The organism is Leptospira tipperaryensis (assembly GCF_001729245.1).
GTDB classification, from domain to species: Bacteria; Spirochaetota; Leptospiria; order Leptospirales; family Leptospiraceae; genus Leptospira; species Leptospira tipperaryensis.
This window is the reverse complement of the sequence record NZ_CP015217.1, coordinates 245,897-270,210: the sequence shown is the minus strand read 5'-3', so window position 1 is coordinate 270,210 and position 24,314 is coordinate 245,897. Positions and strand designations below refer to the sequence as shown.

Annotated in this window: 22 protein-coding genes; 7 read left to right on the top strand and 15 right to left on the bottom strand. The window is 40.5% G+C overall.

Annotated elements, in window-relative coordinates:
- Positions 1–2: 2 nt before the first annotated feature.
- Together A0128_RS01325 and A0128_RS01320 are read left to right on the top strand one after the other, a co-directional pair.
- On the top strand, positions 3–1,190 hold the full coding sequence (locus A0128_RS01325) for a SpoIID/LytB domain-containing protein (RefSeq protein WP_069605880.1): 1,188 nt from the start codon (positions 3–5) through the stop codon (positions 1,188–1,190).
- Positions 1,187–1,894 carry a hypothetical protein gene (locus tag A0128_RS01320; RefSeq protein ID WP_069605879.1) on the top strand — a complete coding sequence of 236 codons (708 nt, stop codon included), beginning with the start codon at positions 1,187–1,189 and terminating at the stop codon, positions 1,892–1,894. Before A0128_RS01325 ends, A0128_RS01320 begins: the two co-directional genes overlap by 4 nt.
- A 2-nt stretch (positions 1,895–1,896) precedes the next feature.
- On the opposite strand, the gene A0128_RS01315 is transcribed toward A0128_RS01320, so the two are convergent.
- The 11 genes from A0128_RS01315 to A0128_RS01265 all read right to left on the bottom strand — a co-directional run bounded on the left by A0128_RS01315 (position 1,897) and on the right by A0128_RS01265 (position 14,470).
- A complete protein-coding gene (locus A0128_RS01315; protein WP_245667185.1) occupies positions 1,897–3,717 on the bottom strand; it encodes a hypothetical protein in 1,821 nt (606 codons plus the stop codon).
- On the bottom strand, positions 3,714–4,832 hold the full coding sequence (locus A0128_RS01310; protein WP_069605878.1) for a penicillin-binding transpeptidase domain-containing protein: 1,119 nt from the start codon (positions 4,830–4,832) through the stop codon (positions 3,714–3,716). The genes A0128_RS01315 and A0128_RS01310 overlap by 4 nt, the downstream gene beginning before the upstream one ends.
- A 2-nt stretch (positions 4,833–4,834) precedes the next feature.
- The gene (locus A0128_RS01305) at positions 4,835–5,524 is read right to left on the bottom strand and encodes a YfaP family protein (protein ID WP_069609030.1); all 690 of its coding nucleotides are present in this window, start codon (positions 5,522–5,524) and stop codon (positions 4,835–4,837) included.
- Positions 5,525–5,579: 55 nt separating this feature from the next.
- Positions 5,580–10,187: an alpha-2-macroglobulin family protein gene (locus A0128_RS01300; protein WP_069605877.1), complete on the bottom strand. Its 4,608-nt coding sequence runs from the start codon at positions 10,185–10,187 to the stop codon at positions 5,580–5,582.
- Between the two features lie 9 nt (positions 10,188–10,196).
- Positions 10,197–11,102, bottom strand: coding sequence for a DUF1175 family protein (locus A0128_RS01295; RefSeq protein WP_245667184.1), 906 nt, complete (start codon positions 11,100–11,102; stop codon positions 10,197–10,199).
- 90 nt (positions 11,103–11,192) lie between these two features.
- Positions 11,193–11,654: a DUF3293 domain-containing protein gene (locus A0128_RS01290; protein ID WP_245667183.1), complete on the bottom strand. Its 462-nt coding sequence runs from the start codon at positions 11,652–11,654 to the stop codon at positions 11,193–11,195.
- Positions 11,655–11,671: 17 nt separating this feature from the next.
- The gene (locus A0128_RS01285) at positions 11,672–12,154 is read right to left on the bottom strand and encodes a hypothetical protein (protein ID WP_069605875.1); all 483 of its coding nucleotides are present in this window, start codon (positions 12,152–12,154) and stop codon (positions 11,672–11,674) included.
- 9 nt (positions 12,155–12,163) lie between these two features.
- Entirely contained in the window at positions 12,164–12,526 is a 363-nt protein-coding gene (locus A0128_RS01280; protein ID WP_427854312.1) for an LIC13255 family lipoprotein, read from the bottom strand.
- A gap of 31 nt (positions 12,527–12,557) precedes the next feature.
- Positions 12,558–13,121, bottom strand: coding sequence for an LEA/WHy family protein (locus tag A0128_RS01275; RefSeq protein WP_069605873.1), 564 nt, complete (start codon positions 13,119–13,121; stop codon positions 12,558–12,560).
- A gap of 3 nt (positions 13,122–13,124) precedes the next feature.
- Positions 13,125–14,147 (bottom strand): zinc-binding dehydrogenase, encoded by a 1,023-nt coding sequence (locus tag A0128_RS01270; protein ID WP_069605872.1) that lies wholly within the window; start codon positions 14,145–14,147, stop codon positions 13,125–13,127.
- Positions 14,144–14,470 (bottom strand): (2Fe-2S) ferredoxin domain-containing protein, encoded by a 327-nt coding sequence (locus tag A0128_RS01265; protein WP_069605871.1) that lies wholly within the window; start codon positions 14,468–14,470, stop codon positions 14,144–14,146. The genes A0128_RS01270 and A0128_RS01265 overlap by 4 nt, the downstream gene beginning before the upstream one ends.
- Before the next feature lie 310 nt (positions 14,471–14,780).
- On the opposite strand from A0128_RS01265, the gene A0128_RS01260 reads away from it, so the two are divergent.
- The 3 genes from A0128_RS01260 to A0128_RS01250 are packed head-to-tail and all read left to right on the top strand — an operon-like array spanning position 14,781 to position 17,406.
- Positions 14,781–15,248 (top strand): LIC13259/LIC11441 family protein, encoded by a 468-nt coding sequence (locus A0128_RS01260; protein ID WP_069609028.1) that lies wholly within the window; start codon positions 14,781–14,783, stop codon positions 15,246–15,248.
- A 14-nt stretch (positions 15,249–15,262) separates the two neighbouring features.
- The gene (locus A0128_RS01255; protein ID WP_069605870.1) at positions 15,263–16,207 is read left to right on the top strand and encodes a hypothetical protein; all 945 of its coding nucleotides are present in this window, start codon (positions 15,263–15,265) and stop codon (positions 16,205–16,207) included.
- A 14-nt stretch (positions 16,208–16,221) separates the two neighbouring features.
- The gene (locus A0128_RS01250) at positions 16,222–17,406 is read left to right on the top strand and encodes an acyltransferase family protein (protein ID WP_069605869.1); all 1,185 of its coding nucleotides are present in this window, start codon (positions 16,222–16,224) and stop codon (positions 17,404–17,406) included.
- Positions 17,407–17,441: 35 nt separating this feature from the next.
- Here A0128_RS01250 and A0128_RS01245 read toward each other — a convergent pair whose 3' ends face one another.
- From A0128_RS01245 to A0128_RS01235, 3 genes are read right to left on the bottom strand one after another with little or no spacing between them, the layout of a single operon-like run.
- Positions 17,442–17,930, bottom strand: a complete 489-nt coding sequence (locus A0128_RS01245; protein WP_245667182.1) for a DinB family protein — start codon at positions 17,928–17,930, stop codon at positions 17,442–17,444.
- 9 nt (positions 17,931–17,939) lie between these two features.
- Positions 17,940–19,142, bottom strand: coding sequence for an aminotransferase-like domain-containing protein (locus A0128_RS01240; protein WP_069609027.1), 1,203 nt, complete (start codon positions 19,140–19,142; stop codon positions 17,940–17,942).
- Entirely contained in the window at positions 19,139–19,921 is a 783-nt protein-coding gene (locus tag A0128_RS01235; protein WP_069605867.1) for a PhzF family phenazine biosynthesis protein, read from the bottom strand. Before A0128_RS01235 ends, A0128_RS01240 begins: the two co-directional genes overlap by 4 nt.
- Before the next feature lie 68 nt (positions 19,922–19,989).
- Between A0128_RS01235 and A0128_RS01230 the strand changes: the two genes are divergently transcribed.
- On the top strand, positions 19,990–21,426 hold the full coding sequence (locus tag A0128_RS01230; protein WP_069605866.1) for an aminotransferase-like domain-containing protein: 1,437 nt from the start codon (positions 19,990–19,992) through the stop codon (positions 21,424–21,426).
- Between the two features lie 185 nt (positions 21,427–21,611).
- Complete coding sequence (locus tag A0128_RS01225; protein WP_069605865.1) at positions 21,612–22,805, top strand: acyltransferase family protein; 1,194 nt, start codon at positions 21,612–21,614, stop codon at positions 22,803–22,805.
- Between the two features lie 33 nt (positions 22,806–22,838).
- On the opposite strand, the gene purF is transcribed toward A0128_RS01225, so the two are convergent.
- Positions 22,839–24,311 (bottom strand): amidophosphoribosyltransferase, encoded by a 1,473-nt coding sequence (gene purF / locus A0128_RS01220; protein ID WP_069605864.1) that lies wholly within the window; start codon positions 24,309–24,311, stop codon positions 22,839–22,841.
- Positions 24,312–24,314: the final 3 nt, after the last annotated feature.

Genomic DNA, 24,314 nt, shown 5'->3' with positions numbered 1-24,314 from the left:
CCATGATTTTAAGAATCTGGTATTCCTGTATTCTCCTTGGATTTTTACTTTTAACAAAACCTGTTTGGACAGACTCGATTCCTTCCAAAATTCGAGTCGGAATTTTATCCAAGTATTCTCCTGACGAAATCAAGATTCATTATTCCAACGCAAAGGTCTTTGCAGGCGATCACCTCATCGTAAAAAATCAGGCGACGTTACAATTAAAATCGAAGGCGAATCGAATCAACATTCGTTATGAATCAAAAAAATTTTCCGAAGAGTTTCTGAGTTTTTTAGGAGGAAGATACGAAATTTCTTTCCCAAATCAGAAAGATCTTTTTCGTTATTCTGGAAATTTAGAAATCACTTCCATAAACGGAAAGTTGCGCCTCATTTTATCCATTCCAAAAGAAGAATATACTCAAACCGCTACCGAGTCCGAGTTCGGAATGTTGTTTCAGTCAAATCCGGAGAACGCCGCCGCAGATTGGCAAAAAGAATTCAAATCCGCTGCCGAGATCGTCGTTCTTTCTTACGCCCTCTCCAATTTAAACCGCCACAAAACGGAAGGTTACGATCTTTGCGATCTCACTCACTGTCTCCAGTATTCCGGAAGAATGGAATGGAAAACAAAAGTTCAAAAGGATTCTTTATCGAATTTTGTTTTAAAGGATTCAAACGGGAAAATCTTGGAGGCATTCTTTCATTCCTCTTGCGGTGGAAATCTTTCTCATCCCTCCGTGTTGTGGAAGAATTATAAAAGTGAAGAAAACATATTTCGTTCCGGTAAAGATATCTGGAAAAAAAATCAAATCCTCTGCGACTCTTCTCCTCATTCTCATTGGGAAAGTGTGATCCGTCGCTCCGAACTCGAGGAGGCTCTGGGATTAAAAAAGATAATCCATCTACAACCGATTCTAAGAGAATCCAGGGCCACTGAAATTTTAGCGGAAACAGAAAACGGAAAATCCGTGATCCCGATCTCTTTGTTTCTTTCAAAAATCGGGAAACGACTAGGATGGAATCAAATCAAAAGTAACGACTTCAAAATCGAAAACTCGCAAAATGGATTTTTAATCCAAGGGAAAGGATTCGGACACGGAATCGGTCTCTGTCAATATGGTGCAAGAGAAATGGCCTACCAAGGAGCCAAGTCTTCTGAGATCTTAAGGTTTTATTTTCCAAAAGCAAGGTTGGAAAAACTTTGAAACGATTTGGAACTTTTTTATTTTTTACGTGTTTTACGTTTTCGATTTTTTCGGAGACGATCCGTTACAAAGTCGACGGCTTTGAATTTTATTTTCTAAACGAGGCCGAGAATTCTTCTGCGACAAAAGCGAAAGAAATCATTCGAAATTTTGCGGATCAATTTATATTAGAATCAGTTAAAGAATCGGAACGACTCAATCTCAAAAAACCTTCCGAAGCCTTCATTTTTATCGCCGAAAATTCCAAAGTTTTCGCTCAGATCAGCGGACAGCCCTCGTTTGTAGCGGCTCGTTTTCTCTCCGACTCAAATCGATTTTATTTTCAGAATCCAAATACATTATACAAAAGGAATATACTTTCTTCTTCCATTCGCCATGAAATCTGTCATTTCCTTTCTCCTCATCTTAAAGAACAAACTCTTCAATGGATTGAAGAATCCTATTGCGAAGCCCTATATCCGACAAACTCTATCGTCTCTAAAAAATTTCTCGATTTCCCAAAATCTTGGGAACAATTTAAAAAAATTAACCTGAGCAAAAATTCGAAAAAAGAAGAAGAACTAAAAAAGTACAAACTTCTCGCGTCCTGGGGAGATTGGATTTTAAAAGACCAAGGAGAAATTCGTTTTCGAAATCTTTTGGAAAATCAAACTCCGGAGAACGAATGGAAAATTCTCTATTCTAAATTCTTAAAATCCCGATAGTTCTATTCTGCCCTTACTTTTGCCTTTCCCCAGACTTCCCCACCTTTGCCCTTTCCAAAAGACATAGAAAAATGAGAATACGATTTCAGTTTATCAAAAATAGGTTGAACGTCCCTTTCGATCGTTTTCGAAGTATATTCCGAAGTATCGCTCGCACCGTATAAATAAAACCTTTTCAAATCACTTAATAAATTTGGAATATGAATACTGATATGATGAGGATAAGAGCCTTGATTTTCAATAGCTCCGGAGGAGAATAAATCCGTCTGATTCGGCTTATTCCCATTCTTAGTCGATATCGTTTCCTCCGCGCTTTTTCTATCCGAACCAAAAAAAGACCAATCACCCAATTGTACGGAAGAAGGAGAATAATAACCTCCTTGTTTGAGAGCATACGTTGCAAATTCTACGTTTTGAAAATTCTGTTTCGATTTTACCCCCACTTTAAAAATGGATTTTAAAATTCGATCGTCTTTCACCGCGGAAGAAATCGAGATCCCGAATCTTGGATAAATCATTCCATTTTTTAAATCGAGTCCGTGAAAGGAAAACGCAACACCTTGCGATTCTTGAAAATAAGTTTTCGGATCGATTCTTCCGGCTTCGGCGAATTGGTTGAGGCCTTTCGAGAAATTTTCCCATTCTCCGCTCAAATCGGTCAGCGTTTTCCAGACTTCGATAGGTTTGAGTGTTTCGGAATAAAATGAGGCCGTAAGATCCTTTGGAAGAATTTTGGAAAGATTCGGATTAATCGAATTGGAACCGACTTCCGTTTGTTCGCCACCGATTCTATAAATTTCGCCTTCCAAAAAACCCTGTTCCTTCCAACCAAGCAAAAGTCCCATACCCGAATTTCCAAAGCTGGGTTTTAGGAGAGGAGTTAACAAAGAATTCTTACCCGCAAAGAAAAGAAGTTTGTTTTCTCTCTTTTGTGCGGACTCTCTCAAATGACTAAAACCTTTTAGATTTCCAAGGGATGAATTATTTTTAGAAGACGCGAGGCCTAACGAAAGATCCAAAGTTTCCTTTGAATTCGTGATCAATATAAAATTTCCAATTACGGCGATATAAACACTCTCGTTTTCAAAGTCGTATTGATACATTTCCAAGTTTCCAAACTTCTCCGATCCTACGGTGAATTGATCGGTAAAATCGTCCGCGCTATGGGTTTGAGCGGCTTCTTCGGAATTGGATTCGCCTTCGGGTTGAGGTTTTACATTTGTTTCCTTCGTATCTTTTTTAGCTTTGGCAATTTTTTCACCTTGAAACAAGGTTAAAAGACTGACTCCCAATTTGGATTTGATACTCGCCTTTCCGACTACGATCCATTCCGATTTTTGTAATAACGCAATCGCAACCGGACCGTCAAACAAGCTCGCCAGTCGACTCGGCTCGGTCAAAACTCCCGCCTTTGCTTCCAGAAGATATAAAATCGAACTTACCTTTCTCAATTCAGGAAGAGTTAGGGTTTTTCGAAACGTTCCGTCTTCGGAAAGTTTTTTACCGATTTCGGTTTTTGAAACGTCTTCGATAAATTCTTCGGGTCGAAAGACTTCGAGCGCCAAACTCGCGTTATCCGGAATCAGAAGCGCGGGATCGTTGATGGAAGAATCAAAGGAATACTTATCTCTCAATATGAGGTAGAAGATTGCGGAAAAAGTAAACACAAGAACTAACAAAAAGGAATAACGCGTTTTCGGATCTTTCCAAACCTTCTCTTTAAAAATAGGAACGAAACGATTCCAGTTCTCTTTTGTTTTTATCTTTGTTTCGTTCCAGAAAGCCTTTGATTTTTCGATCCAGATTTTTACTTTTTCCTTCATTCTTTTCTCCAAGAGAGGTTGTCTTGTTTTCCGATCTCGTTCAGGATTTTTAAAACCAAACGTTGTGCTTGTTTACTTCCCGAGCCTTTTTCCACAAAGGCGGTCAGGATATAGTTTTTTCTTTTCATCTTAAAACACAAAGTAATCCAGCCGTGTGTTTCGTATTTTTTTGTATAGATCGTGCCGGTGCCTGTCTTTGCTCCTACGATTTCAATCTTAGAATCGTCGAAAGTTTTGAGTTCTTTGAGAGTTCCGATTTTTGGAACGGAGGCTAAAGCGGATAAGACAAAATGAATGTTCTTATCGGAGAACGGGTTATCGCCGACTTTGATTCTTTTTTCGGAGGTTTCCCAAGAAGGAGAAAGCCTCGGTCCTGAAGACCAGATGGAAGCATACAATTGAGAAACCTTCAACGGACTCAATAAGAAACCGCCTTCTCCGATCGACGAACTCACCCTTCTCAGATTTGTAGGCGATTCTTCAAAGTTTCCCGGAGTTTCTTTGTACGGTTTCAATCTGGATTGAGCGGAATTCGTTAAATCGAAATCAGATCTCAGTTTCGAATAGAAGAGCTCCGGATTCTTACTCGCATTTTTTAAAAAATAAACGTTGCAGGATTGAATCAACGCTTGTTCGAGATCCACTCGGCCGTGACCTTCTCTCAAGGAACATCGTAAATATCTCTTTCCATTTTGATCTTGCGGAAGATGAAAACGAGATAGATCGCCTTTTGAAATATCCATCGTCTCTTCGGGATAAAATCGACCTTCACAATGAATTTTCTCCGAAGGTGAAAAAGCCAACTCGCTCTTGTATTTTAAAAAGATAAGAGCTGAAAACGTTTTCAAAAGGGAACCCGGACCGAATTTTTTTTCAATCGCCATTTCGGGACGAAATAAATAACGAACGATTCCCGATTCCATTTCAAGAATCAAAACCGAAGACTTTGACTGAGAATTTTCGTTTTCGAAGTTTCGAATTGCCGAATCCAAATATTGAAATCGAAGTCCGTTGGAAGTTTCAGAATACAATGAAAATTGAATACAGATGAGAATAAAAAATATCCTCGCGTGAGTAAAAATCGTATTCCAAAGATAAAAAAGAAACCGAGGCAAATTCAATTCTCCGGTTCGATTTCAAAATTTGCAAGATGATATACTTGTTGCGATTTAGTCATCACAAACTGAAATTGCATTCGTTTTTCGTTGGACTTACCTTCGTAAAGGACGACATACGCATTCACACGAGTAATGGGCTTATCATAAGAACCGTAGTATTGAACCTGGACCGAATAATTTCCAGGCAGAGCCTTTGCCATCGTAAAGGTTTCAGGACCAAAACCGTCGACGACATCCACGTCCAAATTTCCACCCGATTGTGTGGATGGATGTGAATAAAAACATTTCTCCCCTTTCGGATCAATCACCCAAAGATCCACGTCGGTCTGCGTATCCCAGATCAAAACCACCTTGATATCTCTCGGCGGAACCTTTGCAAAAAAGGAAATCTTTTCGGAAGCTTTTCCCGCTTTGATTTCGACGAGGTTGTTTCCCGGCGCAACAACGGCATTCATAGAAAATCTTCCACCGCTCACCGGAACTGTTTGAGGAATTCCGTTGAGTACGATTGTGATTCTGTCTCCGGTTAATCCGGAAACGGATCCGGAAATTTTTTGAATTCTCTCGGTAGTAAATCCCCCGTTTGGAGAATCGATTATCAACGATTGAGAAGACACGGTTGAAAACGTAAAGACCACGAGAAAAAATAAGAACGGGGTTTTGATCGAGTTTAGAATTCTTAGTTTCATTAAAATCTCCGATTGAATATTAAGTTTTGTTAAACGAAATCGAATGGGAATTTTTCTAATCCACTTTGATTTCGTCATCTGAACTCGCTCCTGTTACTTCGGGATAATACATCAAATAAGCTCTCGCAGGGATCGCCTTGTATTTCCCGCCCACTTCTGCTCTTAGAAAATAACGAACCGTAAAATCCTTGTTTGGTCCTCCGGTAAAAAAGACCGCACGATCGTCAAAGATCTGACGTGAATCGTATTCTACCTTTCTATCTCCGGAAAGATACTCCGCGTCTCTCTGAAGAAATGAAAAACCGGGTAACAAAACGTCTTCTATCATAAAGTAAGAATCCGGATTCCCTTCCTTAGAAACATTCAATTCCACTAATACGATATCGCCTGTGGAAAATGCCTTGGATTCCGAAACATCGATTCCAGAACCGTCCGAACCCGGTTTTACCTTAAAATATTTTCTTTGCACTTGGATTCCGTTCGAGTAAGAGGAAATCTTTTTGGATCGATCTTTGTAAAACAAGGAAGCGGTCGCGTAAAACACGGGGCCGTCCTTCTTGATCACTTCCACTCGATTCTCTCCCGAATGAATGAGATCGTTTGCGACCACGATTTTAAAAAGCTCTCCATCTTCCGATTTGGGAGAAACGGTCGCACTTTTTAAGGTAGTTCCATTCAGCTTGATCTCGATCTCCGCGGAAGAATCCGTTTCTCGAAGCACCGTCAGGTATTCTGACAAACTCAGAACCGCTAAGGAAGTATCCCTGGAATTGTTCCAAGCATAACCGTTTCGATTGGTAAGAATGGTGGATGCTAGATTTTCCAAAACGCCTTCGTTTTCATTCAAGCGAATTCCTAAACTCAGCAAGGAAGAAAGACCTTCGATTTTATCCTCTTCCCAATTCGGATTTTTACCGTAAGACGCCAGTTTTAAAAACGGCGTTTTTCCAAACCCGCTTTCCTCCATCGCTTTTTTAAACAATCGAGAAGCTTCGGTCTTTTTACCTTGGTTGAATAGCGTCAAACCTAACAACGCTTTTGCGTAGAAGTTCAGCTTAGATTCGGACTTGTAAAGACTTTCGACCAAAGAATTTTCCAGAGAACCGCTTTCACTCAGCGCATTCAAAATATGAGATTTTACGTTATCCGAAACATCTCCTCTTTCTAAGGAAGAATAGAGAAAATTTCGAGCTCTATAAATCGTATTCGACGTGACCTTCGCGCCGTTTTTCTGGCTGATCGCCAAAGCTTTTAGAACATAAGCTGACATCAAAATATCACTCTCGGAATTTCCTTCAAACCAACCGAATCCTCCGTCGCTCCTTTGTAACGCTTGAACCCTTTTCAAACCGACATCGATCATTTTGGGTAATTCTTTTTGAATTCGAGAATTGATAAATCCTGCCTTTTGCGCGGAAAGAAGAGGATAAAAACGACTCATCGTTTGCTCAACACAGCCGTAAGGATAATCCGCCAAGTATTCCAAAGATTGTTTCAACGCCGGCAAAGTAGCGGGGCTCAATCGAATTTCAAGATGTGGGTCCGCCAACTCTTTAGTAACGTTTAACTTCAAAATGCCCGAGCCGGTTCCCCTGTTCAACCCGAGACTATCCGAACTGACACGAGGTGATCCCCAAACCTTGAGAGGAATTTCGGATCGTATCGAATCGGAAACACCTCCGCCGGAAGCTAGTATATTCAATTTTGCTAATTTTATTTTCGGATCCTGAGCGGCTTGAACCGTAAATTGAACGGATTGGTTCTGACCCGGTTCCAGGTTGATATTTACGGTTTCAGGACCGATCGCCTTCAGACCTTCCATTTTTAAGGTGACGTTGACAGGAAGTTTTCGATTTGTCTGATTGGAAATCGTAGCGCTTACCTTTTGCGATTCTCCTTTGAGAATGTATCTAGGCAATCCTCCCAGAATCATCAGATCTTTTTTTGTTACAAAGTTTGTTTGCCCCCGACCGACTTTTGTATCGGCGGTAATCGCGATGGCAGTGACTCTCCACGAAGTTAAATTATCCGGTAAAACGAAACTAACGACTGCGGTTCCATCCGAAGAAGTTTTGACCTTCGCGTTCCAAAAACTCGTATCCTTAAATCGATCTCGATTCTGTTCTTCGTTTTTGATCGCGGAATAACCGGATTCTCCCTTTTTACCCAAGGCCAACTTTAGACGTTTTTCTTCCGAGTAACCAAAAAACTTATAAGAAGAAGCTAATGTTGTTTGAACGTTATTTCTTCTCGGATGATAGAAAAAAGTTCCGATGTTAGGAATTTTTTCTTCTTTGATTTGATAGATTGCTTCGTCAACGACCGCGACCGAAATTTCCGCAGGAACCGCCTTTCCTCCGAGTCCTGTAGTTTTGAGTTTGATTTCCGCCTTATCGCCGGGTCGATAAACCTTACTAACTGAAACCAAATCCACTTTGATAAATTTTTCTTCCGGAGGCGCTACAATTCGGACCTGACTCTTATAAACGTCGCTTCCGGAAAATTGAACGGCGGATAACGTAAAGTTGGGACTCATTTCCGGACTGATCTTTACGGAATACTTCAGAGCGTTTCCGTTCATCTTGACGACTTGACTTTTAAAAATACGATTCCCTTCCACGGTAAGAACTACGTGGCCGTTGGAAATTGGACTTAGAACAAGAATCTCCGCGTTCTCCCCGACGGAATACAAATCCTTGCTCGGTTTTAAATTGATGTCCTTAAAAGGAATATCGATAGAATCCGATACGGAAGAAGCCCAAAAGAAAGTTTCACTTTTGGTTTCGTTACCGTCTCCGTCCTCAGTTTCCGCAGTCACGATATATTGTCCTCGTTTCGGAATTTGAAACGAAACGTCTGCGCTCCCCGACGCATTGGTGGTCGCGGAAGTTTTTGAAATTTTAGAACGACCTCCCTCGGAGGAATGTTGGATTTCACGGTTGTAAAGAACGAGTTCTACCTTACGTCCTTGGATTTCTTTTTTACGAGCCTCTTCGCTTAACGTTTTGTCGTAAGGAACGAGTTTGACGGTAAGTTTACTTTCTTTTCCCGGTTCATAGACGGATTGGTCTTTCTCCATTTTCAAAAAGAAGGCGCTTCTATTTACCGAAAACGAAGTAGCCCCGTCGAGTGTAAGATCTTCGGATTGAACCGAAGCAATGACCGTATAGATCGAATCGCCTTCCACTTTGTTCGGCTTAAATTTTATAGAATAAATTCCCTTTTTATCCAAAGAACCGGTTCCACTGTGAACTAACTCTTGTTTGTCGCTCTGACCCGCTTGTTCCAGATAATCGGCGCTCGCGTCAAAGTTCATCTTGCCGACCGGCGAATAATCGAACTTCGGTTTTCTAAAAACACGAAATTGAACTTCTTTGCCGCTCAAAGGTTGCCCGTAATAATATCGCGCCTTTACGGTTGCGTTGACTTCTTCCTTTTGCAGAAAATTTGATTTCGGTACGTTTACGGTAACGAGAAAGGTAGGTTTGACGTAAGCTTCTACGGAGAATTCTGTTTGAAACGTTTTATCTTGAAAGTTCAAGACAAGAGTGAAGTTACCGAGTTTGATCGATTCTTCATTCGGAATTTGAAATTCTCCTGAAAAGGTTCCTTGATCTCCCGAAATGGAAACTGGAATAACGGGAAGAGGACTTTCTCCGTCTTCGGAATGAATGGAAACGGTGGCCGCACCCGAAGCGATTCTATAATCGTCTCGGTTGAAATTGCGAACAACTCCTTTGAAGTAAACCGTATCCCCCGGTCTATAAACGGGTCGTTCCGTATAAATATAAGCTCTGGCTCCACCTTCTCCGTAGAAAGAACTGGAATAGAATTCAGGATCGGACACGGCGTATTCTCCGCCCTTCTTTGCCAAGATTAAAGTTTTAACCGGAGTATTTCCTTTATATAAAAAGGTTCCGTCGGATGCAGTTTTAGAAGAATGGAATATACTTCCCGTTTCAAGACTGAACAAATTCAGATCCGCGTCGCCGACGGGTTCACCCGTATCTTTTCTTGCGACGTAGACAAACGTTTCGGAACTGGCTTGTTTTACTAAGAAGTTCAAACCGGATCTTACAAGAACGGTATAAGCGATGTTCGAACCGGAAACTCCTTCCACGAGATAGACGCCGTTTTCTTGAACTGGAACTGGAATTCTTCTATAAGCCCAAGAAGACGCGACGCTGGGAACGAAGAATGTAGATACCAGTTCGTGTTCCGGAAGAATCGAAGAAACCGCTAAAGTTTTTTCTTTCGACGGAGCTTCGTAATTAACGCCTAACGTATCTTTTAATGCGGAACGAGTGGAAGAATTAAATTCTTTTCTCGCGACGGATCTAAAGTTTCTTTCAAACTTATCCATCGTCCGGGAAAAAAGCGCGATTGGATTTCCGAAGGCGCCTTCGTTATTCTCTTGAATCAATCTTTCTTTTACTTTTTTAGAAAGAAAGGCTTGAGGATCGGCGATTTTATAAATTCTAAATTCGTAATCCGCTCGGCCGTTGCCTTCCAAGTTGATATACGGTTTTTCTCCCGGACCAAAACTTCGATCCGTGCCCAAATAAAAATTCGGACTTCCCGAAATTGGAAATCGATACGCTATCCCCAAAACCAATACGATCCCGAAAGACAACCAAAGAATCAAATTTTGAACGCGTTTCATTCCATAACCTCAATCTAAAATACGAAAACGATACATTCCCAAAAAGGAAGGATTGTCGGGCTCCGGCGAGAATCGATTACTCTTGTGTAATTCTTTCGCCCGAATCAATTGAATTCCTCTTTGAGATCCGGTATGATACAATAAAAGTGGATTCGTTTTATTTTCTTCCACCAAAATCATCGAGTGAAAATTGGTTCCGTTTCCTCGATCTTCCCGAAAAAATAAAATATCACCCGGAAATCCGGATTCTATGTTTTTTGAAACAAAGAACGTATTGTATTGTTCGAGACTTTCCGCGTCGGCGAAGGCTCCGAAAGTTTTAGGACCGGTCCGAAATAAATTGATTCCAATAGAAGGTATATCCGGATATTGAAATTCACGGACATCGGGAATATTCTTATCCAGAAGAATTCCTATTTTTTTCTGCCAAGATAAATCATGATTTTTTAAAGCTTCTTTATAAGAGAATCGAATCAAACCGCTACAATCTCTTTCTCGTAAATTCCAAGAACCCGTTTCTTTTAAATACTGGGAAAGTGCGATCTGAATAAACCATTGTCGAAACGCCTGACGATCCTCTTCGGATCTAAGTTCGGAAAGATCGGGAAATCCATCTTCGTCCCAATCCCCTTCGAGAGAAAACAATTCGATCTCAACAAAGGTTCCTAACTTTGTCCGAAGAATATAACTTCCCGGCTTATAACCTGCAACAAAGCGTATGATTTGTTTAGAACCGGAATTCTCCAGAGAAAGAAGTTTCAAAGAAGATTCATTCTCATCCCATTGAAAAGAATCGGGAGCTCCGAAATACGGATTGGTAAGCGTTACAACCGCGATCGACTTTCCGTCGGCAGGAATTCGAACTTTTGCGGAATCGATATTCGATGTAAAAAACGGTCCGCAAGAAAATGACAAAAGCAGACTCAAATTTATAAGGAAAGGAAAACGATTCACAGGACGGAAGATTCTTCTGCAAAGGGGAAAAAGAAAAGGCGATTTTAGAATTCAGTATAAAAATTTTAATTTTGATCTGCAGCCGATCCTTCCGATCAGGATCGCATTCTGTTGAAATTTTTTTCCGAGGAGAATTGCCTTTCTTTCGGAAATGCCGAGTACGAGAAAACTGGATTCGGGGATCCAATCCGGATCGTCTCCCTTTCCTTCTCCTTCAAAAATCGAATATCCGTCTAATTCTTGTTTGAGTTCGTCGTTTCTTCTCCGGTTTTTTTCGGAAGAAATCACTTCGGATCGCGGATTGAAAGCCGTCAAATAGGCCCATTCTTTCTTTCCATGTTCTTTTAGAAATCGGTCCAAAGTCGGATTGAAGGATTCCGCAAAGATCGACAAGTTAGGTTCAAAGACCAAATAACGTGTTTTTAAATAAGAATCGATCAAAGAAAACTGGAAACGATTTCCACTTCGCAAACGGTGATAGAAAAAACGAATTTTATTCTTTAAGGAGATCACTTTTAAAAAGAATTCGTTTAATAACCGAGATTCTTCCGTATCTTTTCCGGAATTTCTTCGAAGTGTTTGTATTTTTGTTTTTTCCCATCCGGAAAAATTACATAATAAACTCCGTTGAGAATTTCCATATAATACTTTCCCGCTTTTTTTTCACCGGTCGCGCGATGATCCATTTCTTTGACCATTCTTTGATAACGAGAAGGAAGAGTTTGCCAAGAACCGTAGACTTCGATTTCGCCGCCGGTGTTTACGGTATAAATTCCATTCTCGTGCATAATCTTGATTCCGTTGTAATCAAAAACTTCTAAGATATTTGTTTTTGGATTTTTAGAATCTCTGGAATCGCGGTTAGACGCGGAAGCGGCTTCCTCTTTGGGAAGACCGTATTTTACCATCGAATTGGATCCGATCTTTTCCTTTTTTCTTACTAAAAGAAGAAAAAGATAGATTAAACCCGCGAGCAAGAGACTGATTCCAAAAAACCATTCCGCAGGTTTCATTCAATTTCCTTAATATCGAAACTCGATCCCTTTGCAAGTGGCCGGAGTTGCGTCCGCCGAAGTCGAGGACCAGGATTGACAGCTTACCGCAAATACCGCGCTCACACAAAGCTCTATGTCTTTTTTTCTGGCTCGACCGGGAACAAACGCAGTTACTCTTCGACTCGTGTTACAAAGAACGTCCTTTGCCTGATACGCGACGATCAATCTTGTGTTCGCATCTTCAAACTCGTAAAAGTCGGCGTCCGTATTTTTTTGATAACATCCGATAAAACAATATAAGAATAAGAATGCGACCGTATAAGACTTCCAGCTCTTTTGCAAAGAATTCTTCCAAAATAAAAAATGCATCGTGTTCATCGTTTCTACCAAAGAAGTTTTGGATTCAAATACGAAAGATCCATCAGAACCCCACCGAATTTTTCTTAGATGGTTTCAAAGGAATTTTTTCGTTCACGGGTATTTGAACCGCTCCAAAAATCGTTTCGTATTCGAAAGTCCCGCGGATGGAAAATAGAAGTTCTTTTCCGGAAAGACCCGCTTGCAAAATTCCCAGAGCGATTTGAAGAAGATTACGATCCATTTTCTTTTCAAACACGGTTTCAACTTGAAGATCCACTAACTTCTTTTGAAGCGCGGGAATCACGATCTGTTCATTTGATATTACGCGGGCCAGCTCCGATTCCTTTTCGGAAGAATCCGGAACGTAAAATGAAAGATCAAATTTGTGAATTTTTACTTCCGTTTCGTTCGGATTTTCGATCTCCACCTTTGCCAAAAAGATGATCTTGGGAACAGGAGGAAAAGAAATGAGTTCCGCCTTTTGAGCTTCCAAAGAGATTACATGGAACTTACACTTCTGAAGCGCTTTGTAATTGTCTTTCAAAGCGGAACAAGAAAAGAAGAATAACAAAAATCCGAAAAGTGCAACACTTCCGATTCGGATTTTAGAATCGATTGTTCTCAAATTTTATTTTCCTTCCGCGAAAGGAGTTTGAATCAATACCTTTCCCTTTGTCATGTTTACTGCGTAGTTGTCAATCGCTTCCACCGCTTTCTCCAATGGAAATCTTGCAGCGATATCCGTTTTTAATTCTTTTTTAGCCAAGGATCTCAATTCTCTGGAAAGTTTCCAAATCTTATAAGGACTTTGTTGCGGAACCCAGGTGGAAAGCCAAAAGCCTTCCAGCTTCTTATCTTGGAATATCATCATTCCTGCATGCAATGGAATTTCCTTTTCGGAAAGAGCGCCATAAATGATAGCGCGGCTTCCGTAAGGCATTGCGAGTAAAACCTTGGTCGTCAATTCTCCGGCCACGGCATCCAAACAAACCGTCGCCTTCAACTCGTTGGAAAGAACTCGGAGTTGTCTTTCGAAATTATTGGTTTCTGAATTGAGAATATGTTCCGCGCCGACTGCTTTCAAAGCCGCTTCCTGTTCCGGCTTGCGTACTACGTTGATCACCTTCATTCCTTTTCTCGCGGCGATTCCAACGACCATCTTTCCCAGAGCGCTCGCAGCCGCAGTTTGAACGATCGCCTTTGCCCCGTATTTTTGCGCGAGATCGACCATTGCGATCGCGGTGATCGGATTTACATAAAGACAAGCTCCTTGTTCTAAAGAAAGATCCTTACCGATAGGAAGACAACTGAATGCGTCCGTGATCATGTATTCGGCATAAACACCGTCCCCTCTTCCCGGCGCGGTGCACGCGACATTCTTCCCCTTTAGATAAGAACCGTAAAATCCTCCTCCGGATGCTACGACTTGACCGCTTCCCTCGAAACCGGGAACAACCGGAAGTTTCTTTTTAATACCGTAAAGTCCGCGAAAGAACATCAAATCCGAAGGATTGATGGACGCCGAATGCATCCGGATCAGAACCTCACCCTTTTTTAAGGGACGAATCGTTTTTTCGACGATCTGCGCTCTGTTCTTGTTTTCACTGTATTCTCTGAGTTCTAAAGCCTTGTATGTTTTTGGGAGGTTCATGCGTTTTCCTTGATGATTAAATGTTCTATCTTTTCAATTTGTTCCGATTCTATATAATATTTTAAGAATATATCCACGTCCTCTTCGGTCTTCAGAGAAAACCATCTTCCTTCCGGATAACTGACTTGGACAGGACCGAGCTCGCATCGATCCAAACAACCCGCTCTTTGAATTCGGATTTTTCCCGGAATCGATAAGTCTTTTATTTTTTTCTTTAAAGAAGCCAATAATTGAATCGAACCGGAACGACCGCAGGAAACCCTTTCCCCTTCTCCCCTTACGTTTTCGCAAACAAATATGTGTTTGTTGTAAAAGTCAGTCATGGAAAAAGAACCTCGTTTTCATTTTCAGTAGAATCCAAGACCTGGCAGAATGTGCAACCTGTTTCCCAAATGTAAAACTCGGGGTGAGACGGCCTCAAAGGAAATCAAGGACATAAACAGTCTGAATTATATCGAAGTATAAACAACTATCGATCTGAAGGTTTTTCCAACATCCTGCATTTTTCGAGACCAAGGGACGATGAGAAGAAGTCTTTTGCATTTTTTGTATTTTAATCGTTTCCTTACTTTACACCAATGTTTTTTCTAGAATCTTAGACTTAACCTTATGATCATCTTGGAGATCTTGAAAATGTACCGTCCATTTGTAATATCCCTCGGAATTCTTATTTTTCTTACGTTTTGCGCTAAACAAAAAACTCCTATCACGGAGCCTGAAAAAGACGCTCTCCAGTCTATTTTAATAGAAAACGAATCCATTCATAGTTTTCTGATGAAAGAGGAAGGAAAAATTCCCGACGTCTCTAAATTAGAAACTAACATTCAAGCTCTGAATGCGTTGAACGGGGGTCTCAAAAACGAGGCGGAGAAGATGTTAAATTCACTCCAAAAAAAGGACACAAAGGACGTCGAAAAATTCTTCCAAGCATATTCTTCATTTTCCGAAATTCTCGCCGAAAGTGTAAAGCTCGCGGGGGGAAACGGAGTCTTTAATAAATTCTATTGTCCGATGGTTCAAAAAACCTGGGTTAGCAAAGGCACTAAAATACAAAATCCATACGCTCCTGAAATGAGAGACTGTGGAGATATTGTTCCCTGATGTAAGGAAACGTTCTGGAAAAAACTTTAAAAACTCGCTGTAAGATCGGTATTTCCCTAGGGGAACCGTGTCCTACCAATTGCAGACAAAATCTCATTCCAAATGAATGGAGTCGAGAAATCAGAGAATCCTGCTTAGCCGAAGATAAGATGAATGCCTTTGCCGAAGGGAAGGTAGGGATCAACGTCGGCGCGTCCGCTTTTTTACAGGCGCACCCTCTCGTTTTAGAAGGATTTATCGCGAAGGGAGAAGGATACTTTGAAGTCCTTAGATACTTTCTCGCGCTCATCGAACCGGAAAAAATCAAGGAAGTCATCGACGCGTTCAGCGACAAACTACTTTATAAAATCGTAATACATGAATATAATATTTTCATGCAATCCGAAGACGAACGCAGAAGAGAAAGAAAAAACATCGCCTTTTTGGATTTAAAATCGAACGATTATTGGAAATCCCTATCTCCTAAAAGAATTTGTAACTTTTTAGCTTATTGTGTTCGAGAAGCAAAGGACCCGGAATTCGCTTCTCAATTTCTCACCGTTCTCCCTCCCGATACCGTCTCCGATCTAAAGACGATAGCCGGATTATCGATTGAAGAAGAAAAGGAATTATATCTTTCTCTCAAAGACGGGATTTACGAACTTCCAATTCGAAGTCCTGGAATTTACGAACACATTCTAAAACTTTTTGAAGACGATCCTGAAATTTTTATGATCCTTTCCACCATGGAAGAATTGGTTTCCCGCAAACAACAAATCATAGAATCCTCGCATACGATTCTTGAAAAATACAGATCCGGAAAACTCAATCACCAATCTCTCTTTGCGGATCTTTCGATTCTCGAACCGGAAATCACTATGGAAATTTTAGGAATTTTTGAAGAAAAAGGAATTTTAGGAAGATCGGAAAAAAATCTTATCAAAGAACTTTTATACAAACAAAAAGCGACCAAAAGCTAAACTCGAGTTCTTCTTTGTTGCTTAAACTTTCTCAGTATATCTTTTCCCCCTTTTTCAAAAATGAAAAGGAAATCCAATCCTTAAACGGAATCCGTGCGGTTGCAATTCTTCTCGTAATCATATATCACGTATGGCTTCCGTTTTCGGTTACAGACATTCCGAAAATTTTCCAAAATATCATTTCCAATTTCAATTCCGGCGTGGATCTTTTTTTCGTTCTGAGTGGATTTTTAATATATTCAGGAATCCTAAAGTATCAAAACCAACCCGATCTTTTTAACAAAAAAAGATTTTTTATCGCAAGAACGCTCCGTATTTTTCCGGCTTATTACTTTTGTCTGCTCGTCCTCTTTTTATATTATAAAGGACAATTTCATAGAATCTCTCAGATTTCAAATCCAAGCGAGTTTCAGTCTATGGAATTGAATTCGATTTCTCTGACCCTACAAAATAGTTATTCAGATTTTTTTTATATTTCGAATTATACCGCTCATCGGCTTTCTCTCGTAGGATGGTCTTTATCGATTGAAGAACAGTTTTATTTGATTCTTCCTTTTATTTCCACGCTTGTTCTGCTAAAAATAAAACCTCGGAGAAGAATTCTTTTATTGGCGATTTTCTATTTGATCCCATTGTTTTTTAGAATTTTTTATCTTCTCATACAAGCTGATATTTCTGTTCTCATCTATTCTCACACTCGGATGGATAGTTTGATCGCGGGCATGATCCTCGCGGAAATTCAAGTTTCATTTTTGCGATCGGGGAGGGGAAATTCAAAACTAAGAGAGAATTTAATCTTGGGTTTAGGAATTCTTTTTCTTTTGATCGGACACGGATTCCCTTTGGAACATTGGTTTCGGAAAACATTCGGTTTCAATTTTTTTAATATAGGTTACGCGTTTTTAATCTTTCTCCTTATTCAAAACAAAGGTATGTTTTCATCTATACTCGGTTCTTCTTTCTGGAGACCGATTGCAAGACTCAGTTATACGATGTATTTGTGGAATATTTTGATCGCGGGAATCGCGGTTTCAAAAGTGATTTCCGGATTTCAAACTCCGAGTATTGGAGTGTTCTTGCTCGCGGCTTTTGTTGCGATTCTCTATTGTTTTCTTTTTTCTTGGATCTTATATCTGCTGATCGAAAGACCGTTTTTGATTTTAAAAGAGAAAATTTTGACTGAGTCAAAACCATCTTGAAATAAAAAATCTAAATCCTGTTATTTGAATTCGATTTACATCCAAGCGAGATCCGTAATTCCCACGTCGAGACCAAGTTGAGAGAGAAGTGTCGTGATTTGACCCCTGTGATGAGTTTGATGATTGAAGATATGATCCACCAAAACCCAAGTTGGCTTTTCCAGTTCCTTTTGGTAAAGGACGCTGAAAAAACGAAAGGAAGCCTCCAGCCAACCAGGCTCAATTCCGGCGGCCCAGTCTATGATCTTAGCGTCATAGTCCCTCCTCGCAAGAGTCAGTTCGTCAAAGTCTGAGTATAGATCCAAACTCGCTGATCCCTTCGGAAGATCTTTTCCTCCAAACCTCGCCATCCATGACATATCCACCCAAAGGATATGATTCAAAGTAGAATGAATCGATTTGAAATACGCGCCTCTATCTTCTTTTCTTTGAGAATCGGTCAGCTTGAGACAAGTTGAATAAACCTTTTCGTTCATCCATCGATTGTATTCCGCCATAAGTTTGCAGTGTTCAAGACTAATCAAAGTTTACCCCTAAACTGAAATTGCCGAAAGTTTTTGAATCGATTCTCCAATTCTACAAATTCCTCTTTCAATCGTTTCGATCGAAGAATGTGAAAAGTTGATCCTCATCGTATTTATCTCCGGCGTTCCGGTATAAAACGGATTTCCTGGAACAAAAGCCACGTTATTCGCAATCGCAGCTTCGAAAAGTTTCATAGAATTCATCTCGTTTTTCAATGTTAACCAGAAAAACATCCCGCCCTTAGGAGAAACCCAATCGGCAAAGTCGATCATATATTTTTTCAAAGATTCTTCCATAGATTCTTTTTTGAGTCTGTAAGAATTTCGAATTTTGTCGATCTGCAAATCCAAATCATAACGGTTTAGATATTCGTTTAACACAATCTGCGAAAGAATATTGGAATGAAGATCGCTCGCCTGCTTTGCGATCAAAAGTTTGTCTAAAATCTCTTTGGGCGCGCATACCCAACCGACTCGAAATCCGGGAGAAAGTGTTTTGGAAAAAGTTCCCAAGCTGATCGTTCTTTCCGGATAGAAGGATTGAATGCTCGGAATCGTCTTGGATTCAAAACGAATTTCCCCGTAAGGATTATCTTCGATGAAGATACAATTCTCTCTCCTCAGAACCTCGGAGATTCTTCTTCTTTTTTCTACGGAAAGAGTTTTACCCGTCGGGTTTTGAAATGTGGGATTGGAATACAAAAATTTCGGATTCGTTTTAGAAAGAGTATTTTCTAAAACGACAATGTCTAAACCGTCATCCTCCAGGGGGATCCCGATCACAAAGGGTTCATAGAGTGAAAACGCCTGAATCGCACCCAAATATCCGGGGCGTTCGATGAGAATCGGATCTCCCGGATTGATAAAAATTTTTCCGATCAAATCCAGAGCTTGTTGAGATCCCGTAGTAATAAGAATATTTTCAGGACTCAGTCCCGGGTAATTAATGTTTTTATAATATCTTTCAAAAATTTTTTCTCGAAGCGGTGTATAACCTTCTGAAATTCCGTATTGAAGCAATTGAGAACCGTGTTTTTGAAACGCCAATTCGGACGCCGTTCTTAATTCCTCCAGAGGAAACAAATCAGGATCCGGTTGTCCTCCTGCGAAAGAAATGATTTCAGGCTGAGAAGTAACCTTTAGTATTTCGCGAATAAAAGATCGATTTGATTTTAGAATTCGATCGGAAAAAATAAATTCGTTTTCGCTCATATATCGATCCATCCGTCCAAATACGGAACACAAGTTCCTCCGATACGAACTCGATCTCCTAAATCTTCACAAAATAATTTTCCTCCTCTTCGAGAAGCTTGGTACGCGTTTAGATTTTTCTTACCCAATCTTTCCGACCAGAAAGGAATCAGAGAACAATGAGAAGACCCGGTCACTGGATCCTCATACAATCCTGCGGCCGGTGCAAAAAATCGAGATAGAAAATCGTAATCTTTTCCGGGACAAGTCGCGATGATTCCCAGAGAATCCAAATTCTTCGCAATTTCTGCCTTATATGAAAGTTCACGGAGTTCTTTTTCATTCTCATAAACGAGAAGATAGTCTCTGGATTTCCAGATTTCTTTTGGAAGGATGGAAAACGAATTGAGAATCTCCTTTGGTGTTTCCTCAACTCGGATCGGTTTTCGCGAAGGAAAATCCAGATAGAGTATATTCTCTTTTTTGAATACTGATAATTCTCCCGAAAGAGATTGAAATCGAACCGAATCTCCCTGAACGATTCCTTTATCAAAAAGATAATAAGCCGTCGCGAGAGTTGCGTGACCGCAAAGATCGACTTCTTGTTCCGGAGTAAACCAACGAATTCGAAATGAATCCCCTTCCGAAACAAAAAAGACGGTTTCACTCAGATTGTTTTCGAAAGCGATACTCTGCATCTGATCGTCGGAGATCCAATTTTCCAAAGGACAGAGCGCGGCCGGGTTGCCCTGAAATACTTTTTCGGCAAACGCATCTATCTGAAGAATTCTTAGTTTCATAAAAAATGATTTCCTTTGGTTCTACACTATGTTATAACAAATTTACATCAATCATAACAGATACAGAAATGAGCATTTCAACCAGTACAGATCAAAATTCTAAATATGAATCCATAGCGATTTCTCTGAAATCGATGCTGGAATCCGGAACTCTAAAGGCCGGTGATAAGCTACCGTCCTTGCGAAAAGTTTCCGTAGAAAGTAAGGTCAGTATATCGACCGTCCTACTGGCTTACGAACTTTTGGAAAACGAAGGTTATATAGAATCGAGACCGAAATCGGGTTACATCGTACTTTCCCGAAAAACGGGAACCAAAGTTCCTACAATGCCCAAAAAACCCAAACTGATTTCGTCGTTCGGAATCGACGAAAGGATTTCCTCCCTACTTGATTCATTACAAAATCCTGATATTCTTCAATTAGGTACTGCAATTCCCGAGAAGGAATATCTACCGATCCCTTCCTTACACAAAAATTTAAAGAAGGCGATCTTAATCGCTGACAGTCATAACTATCAGAATTCTCAAGGTTATCCCGGACTCAGAAAACAATTGTCCTTGCGATCTTCTCTTCAAGGAATCGCGAGTCACGAATCGGAAATCATCGTCACAAACGGATGTCAGGATGCGTTAAATCTTTGCATTCAAGTTTTGACAAAACCGGGGGATCTTATCGCGGTCGAATCCCCGGTTTATTTTGGAATTTTGCAAAGTATCCAGAGATTGGGGAGAAAGGTTTTGGAAATTCCTACAAATCCGATCCATGGAATGAGTCTTCCCCATTTAGAAGAGGCATTGAATCAATACCCGGTTCAATGTATCATTCTCAATCCTAATTTTCAAAACCCAACCGGAAGTCTTTTATCTAACGAAAATAAAAAGATCATCGTCGAACTCTGTTCAAGTAAAAACATTCCTATCATCGAAGACGATATTTATGGAGATCTTTACTTTACTTCTTCTCGCCCTTTGTCTTTAAAGTCTTTTGATAAGAAAGAAATCGTATATAAAATTTCATCCTATTCTAAAATCGTTTCTCCGGATTTAAGAATCGGTTGGATTCTTCCGGGCAAAAGAGGACCTGAAATTCAAAAAGAACTCAAACTTTCCAGGCTGGCTCTTCCGAGTATTCCGCAAATTGCACTCGCTGAATATCTCAAAACATCCTTTGAAAGAAATATAAAAATTCTTCGAAGAAATCTTTCTTCCAATCTTGCAAAGATTAGAGAATCGGTGTTGAAACACTTTCCTGAATCCACGTCCATTTCCAATCCACAAGGCGGTCTCGTATTTTGGATCGAACTTCCCGATAAAGTAGATAGCCTACTTCTACAAAACGAAGCGTGGAAATACAATATCTCCATTGCGCCCGGTCCGATTTTTTCCGGTACGGGAAACTTTAAAAACTTCCTAAGACTAAGCGGAGGAATTCGTTTAACAACGAAAGTCGAAGAAAAAATCAAAACGTTAGGCAAATTAGCTTCTCAATTAAAAAATTCTCAGTGAGGTAGAAATTTTAATTCTACTTCCGATTTTATAATCCGCTTTTTCAATACTTCCATTAGGATCAAGACCCATTCGTTCCTGCCGTCGAAGCGACTCGTTTACGAGTTGACGATAGCCCTGCAACCCGTCATCAAGGAGAAGTTTCCAAAGAATTCAAAGATGGCTGTTCGGTAAAAAGATAAAAAATGAAAACTAAGATCCTGGATTATATTTTCGGCGTTTTTAAAAAAGATCCCAAAGAAATCGAATCTCTCAACGGCTTAAGAGCCTTTTCGATTTTAATCGTTCTCTTTTTCCATTTATGGGAAAACAATTCTCACCAATTTTTAGAACAAGGATTAGTAACGGAATCCTCTCTCAACTCCATCCTAAGCATGATTCATTTTATGGATCTATTCTTTCTTTTGAGCGGACTTTTGATCTACGCGGGTCTATTCCGAGTTTACGAAAAATATTCTACGCTTAACATCAAAGAATTTTATCTAAAGCGAATATTAAGAATTTATCCCGCTTATTATACTGTCTTGATCATCACGTTTTTATTTTCGTTAGTGATCTATACGGAAATGAAGGCAAAGTCGAATCTAAATGAAATCGAAGCCTTTGTATTGAATCGGGCTTCCATTGCGGTCAACAACCCTTGGTCGGATATATTTTTGTATTCTAATTACAATCCGAACCGCATCTTTGAGTTCGGCTGGTCTTTGTCCTTAGAACAGCATTTTTATATCGTTCTTCCGTTTCTTTGTTTGTTTGTTTTGTTCAAACTTCCCTTTCAAAAAAGAATGTTTGTTCTTCTTGGAATTTATATTCTTCCGATTTTTTTCCGCTTTTATCATCAATTCAACGGAGACGCCGGCGGAATCTATTATGCGACTCACACGCGTTTTGATGCTCTTTTTTTGGGAATCATTACGTTCGAAATTTTCAATCGTAAGTATTTTGAAAAATGGAACGGTTGGCACGCTTCCTTTACATTCTTAGCTGCGGTAGCTTTGTTTTTTATCGGAGTTCAGATTCGAAAACACCCGATCTTAGAACACACGCTCAGTTATAATCTCTACCATATCGTCTTTATCCTTCTTACGATTTCAGCGATGATCCCTTCAAGTCCCGTCTATAAGTTTTTTGCTTCGTTCTTATTCAGACCGATATCGAGATTGAGTTATACGATTTATTTATGGCACGGAATTTTGGCGATTCGATTTGTCAGAAAGGGAATGGATAATCTAAGTTGGTCCGGATTCTTTTCGATCTACGCAGTCGTCTGTCTAAAGATTTTTATCTCATGCTGGATTTTGTATCTCATCATAGAAAGACCTTTCCACAATCTAAAAGTGAAATTGGATAAGGAACATCCTACGCCGGATAAGGTTTAACGAAAGTTAAGTTTTGAAAAAAGAAAGAGCCGTTTAGTAAACGACTCTTTCTTCCACTTGGTATTCTTTGAAAAGACTCTTCTGGTTTCCCAATTCGCTCTGAAATTCTACCGGATATTGTGCGGTAAAACAAGCGTTGCAGAAACCGCCGCCCTTATGATCGATCACCGCGCGGTTCATCGACTCGACCGAAAGATACGCGATGCTATCGACTCTGAGATACTTTCGGATTTCTTCGATCGAATGTGTTGCGGCGATCAGTTCGTTGTGAGTTGGAATATCAATTCCATAGTAACAAGGAGAAATCGTCGGGGGCGCCGAAACTCGAAGATGAATTTCCTTCGCACCGGCGTTGCGGATCATCTTGATGATTTTTCGGCTCGTCGTTCCTCTCATGATAGAATCATCGACTACGATGACTCTTTTTCCTTCGACGACGTTTCGCACAACGTTGTATTTGATCTTCGCTCCAAAGTCCCGAATCTTCTGATCCGGTTCGATAAAGGTTCGACCGATGTAATGAGAACGAATCAATCCGGATTGATAAGAAATTCCCGATTCTTCCGCATAACCTAAGGCTGCGATGCTCGCGGAATCCGGCACCGGAATTACCACGTCGGCTTCTACCGGCAATTCTCTGGCTAAAAATCTTCCTAAATTCTTACGTACTTTGTAGACGGATTCTCCAAAAATATTGGAATCCGGTCTCGCAAAATAGATGTATTCAAAAATACAAAGGCTCGGCGTCGCTTTTGGAAATGGGTAATAAGAGCTGATCCCATTCTTATCAACGACGATCATTTCTCCAGGCTCGACATCCCTTTCGTATTTGGTATCGGTTATATCAAAGGCGCAGGTTTCGGATGCAAAAACGATCCCTCCGTCTTCTCTTCGTCCCATCACCAGCGGACGGAAACCGTTCGGGTCACGAACCGCAATCAATTGAGATTTGGTAAGAATTACGAGCGAGTACGCGCCCCTCACTTTTTTGAGGGCCGTGGAAAGTGCGGAAAGAAAATCCGTTTCTCCGGAACGAGCCATCAAGTGTACGATGACTTCGGAATCGATCGTGGTTTGAAAGATGCTTCCTTCCTTTTCAAGCTGGCTCCGAAGTTCCCAGGAATTTACGAGATTCCCATTGTGAGCTAAGGAAACCGGACCGAGGTGGGATTCCACCCGAAGCGGCTGGGCGTTTCTTAAAAAACTGGCCCCGGTTGTAGAATAACGATTGTGACCGATGGCGGAATTGCCCTGGAGTTCTTTTAGTTTTGTCTCGGTAAAGATATTGGCGACCAATCCCATCCCGGCATATCGGTAAAGATGTTCACCGTCCGAGGAAACAATCCCGCTGGATTCCTGCCCCCGATGTTGCATCGAGTAGAGACCTAAATATGTGAAATTAGAAGCTTCCGGTGCGTTGAAAATACCAAATATCGCGCATTCATCTTTTGGTTTGTCATCCTGGGCTTGTCTTCTTACTCTGGATTTATCGGGAATTGAGCTCATTCT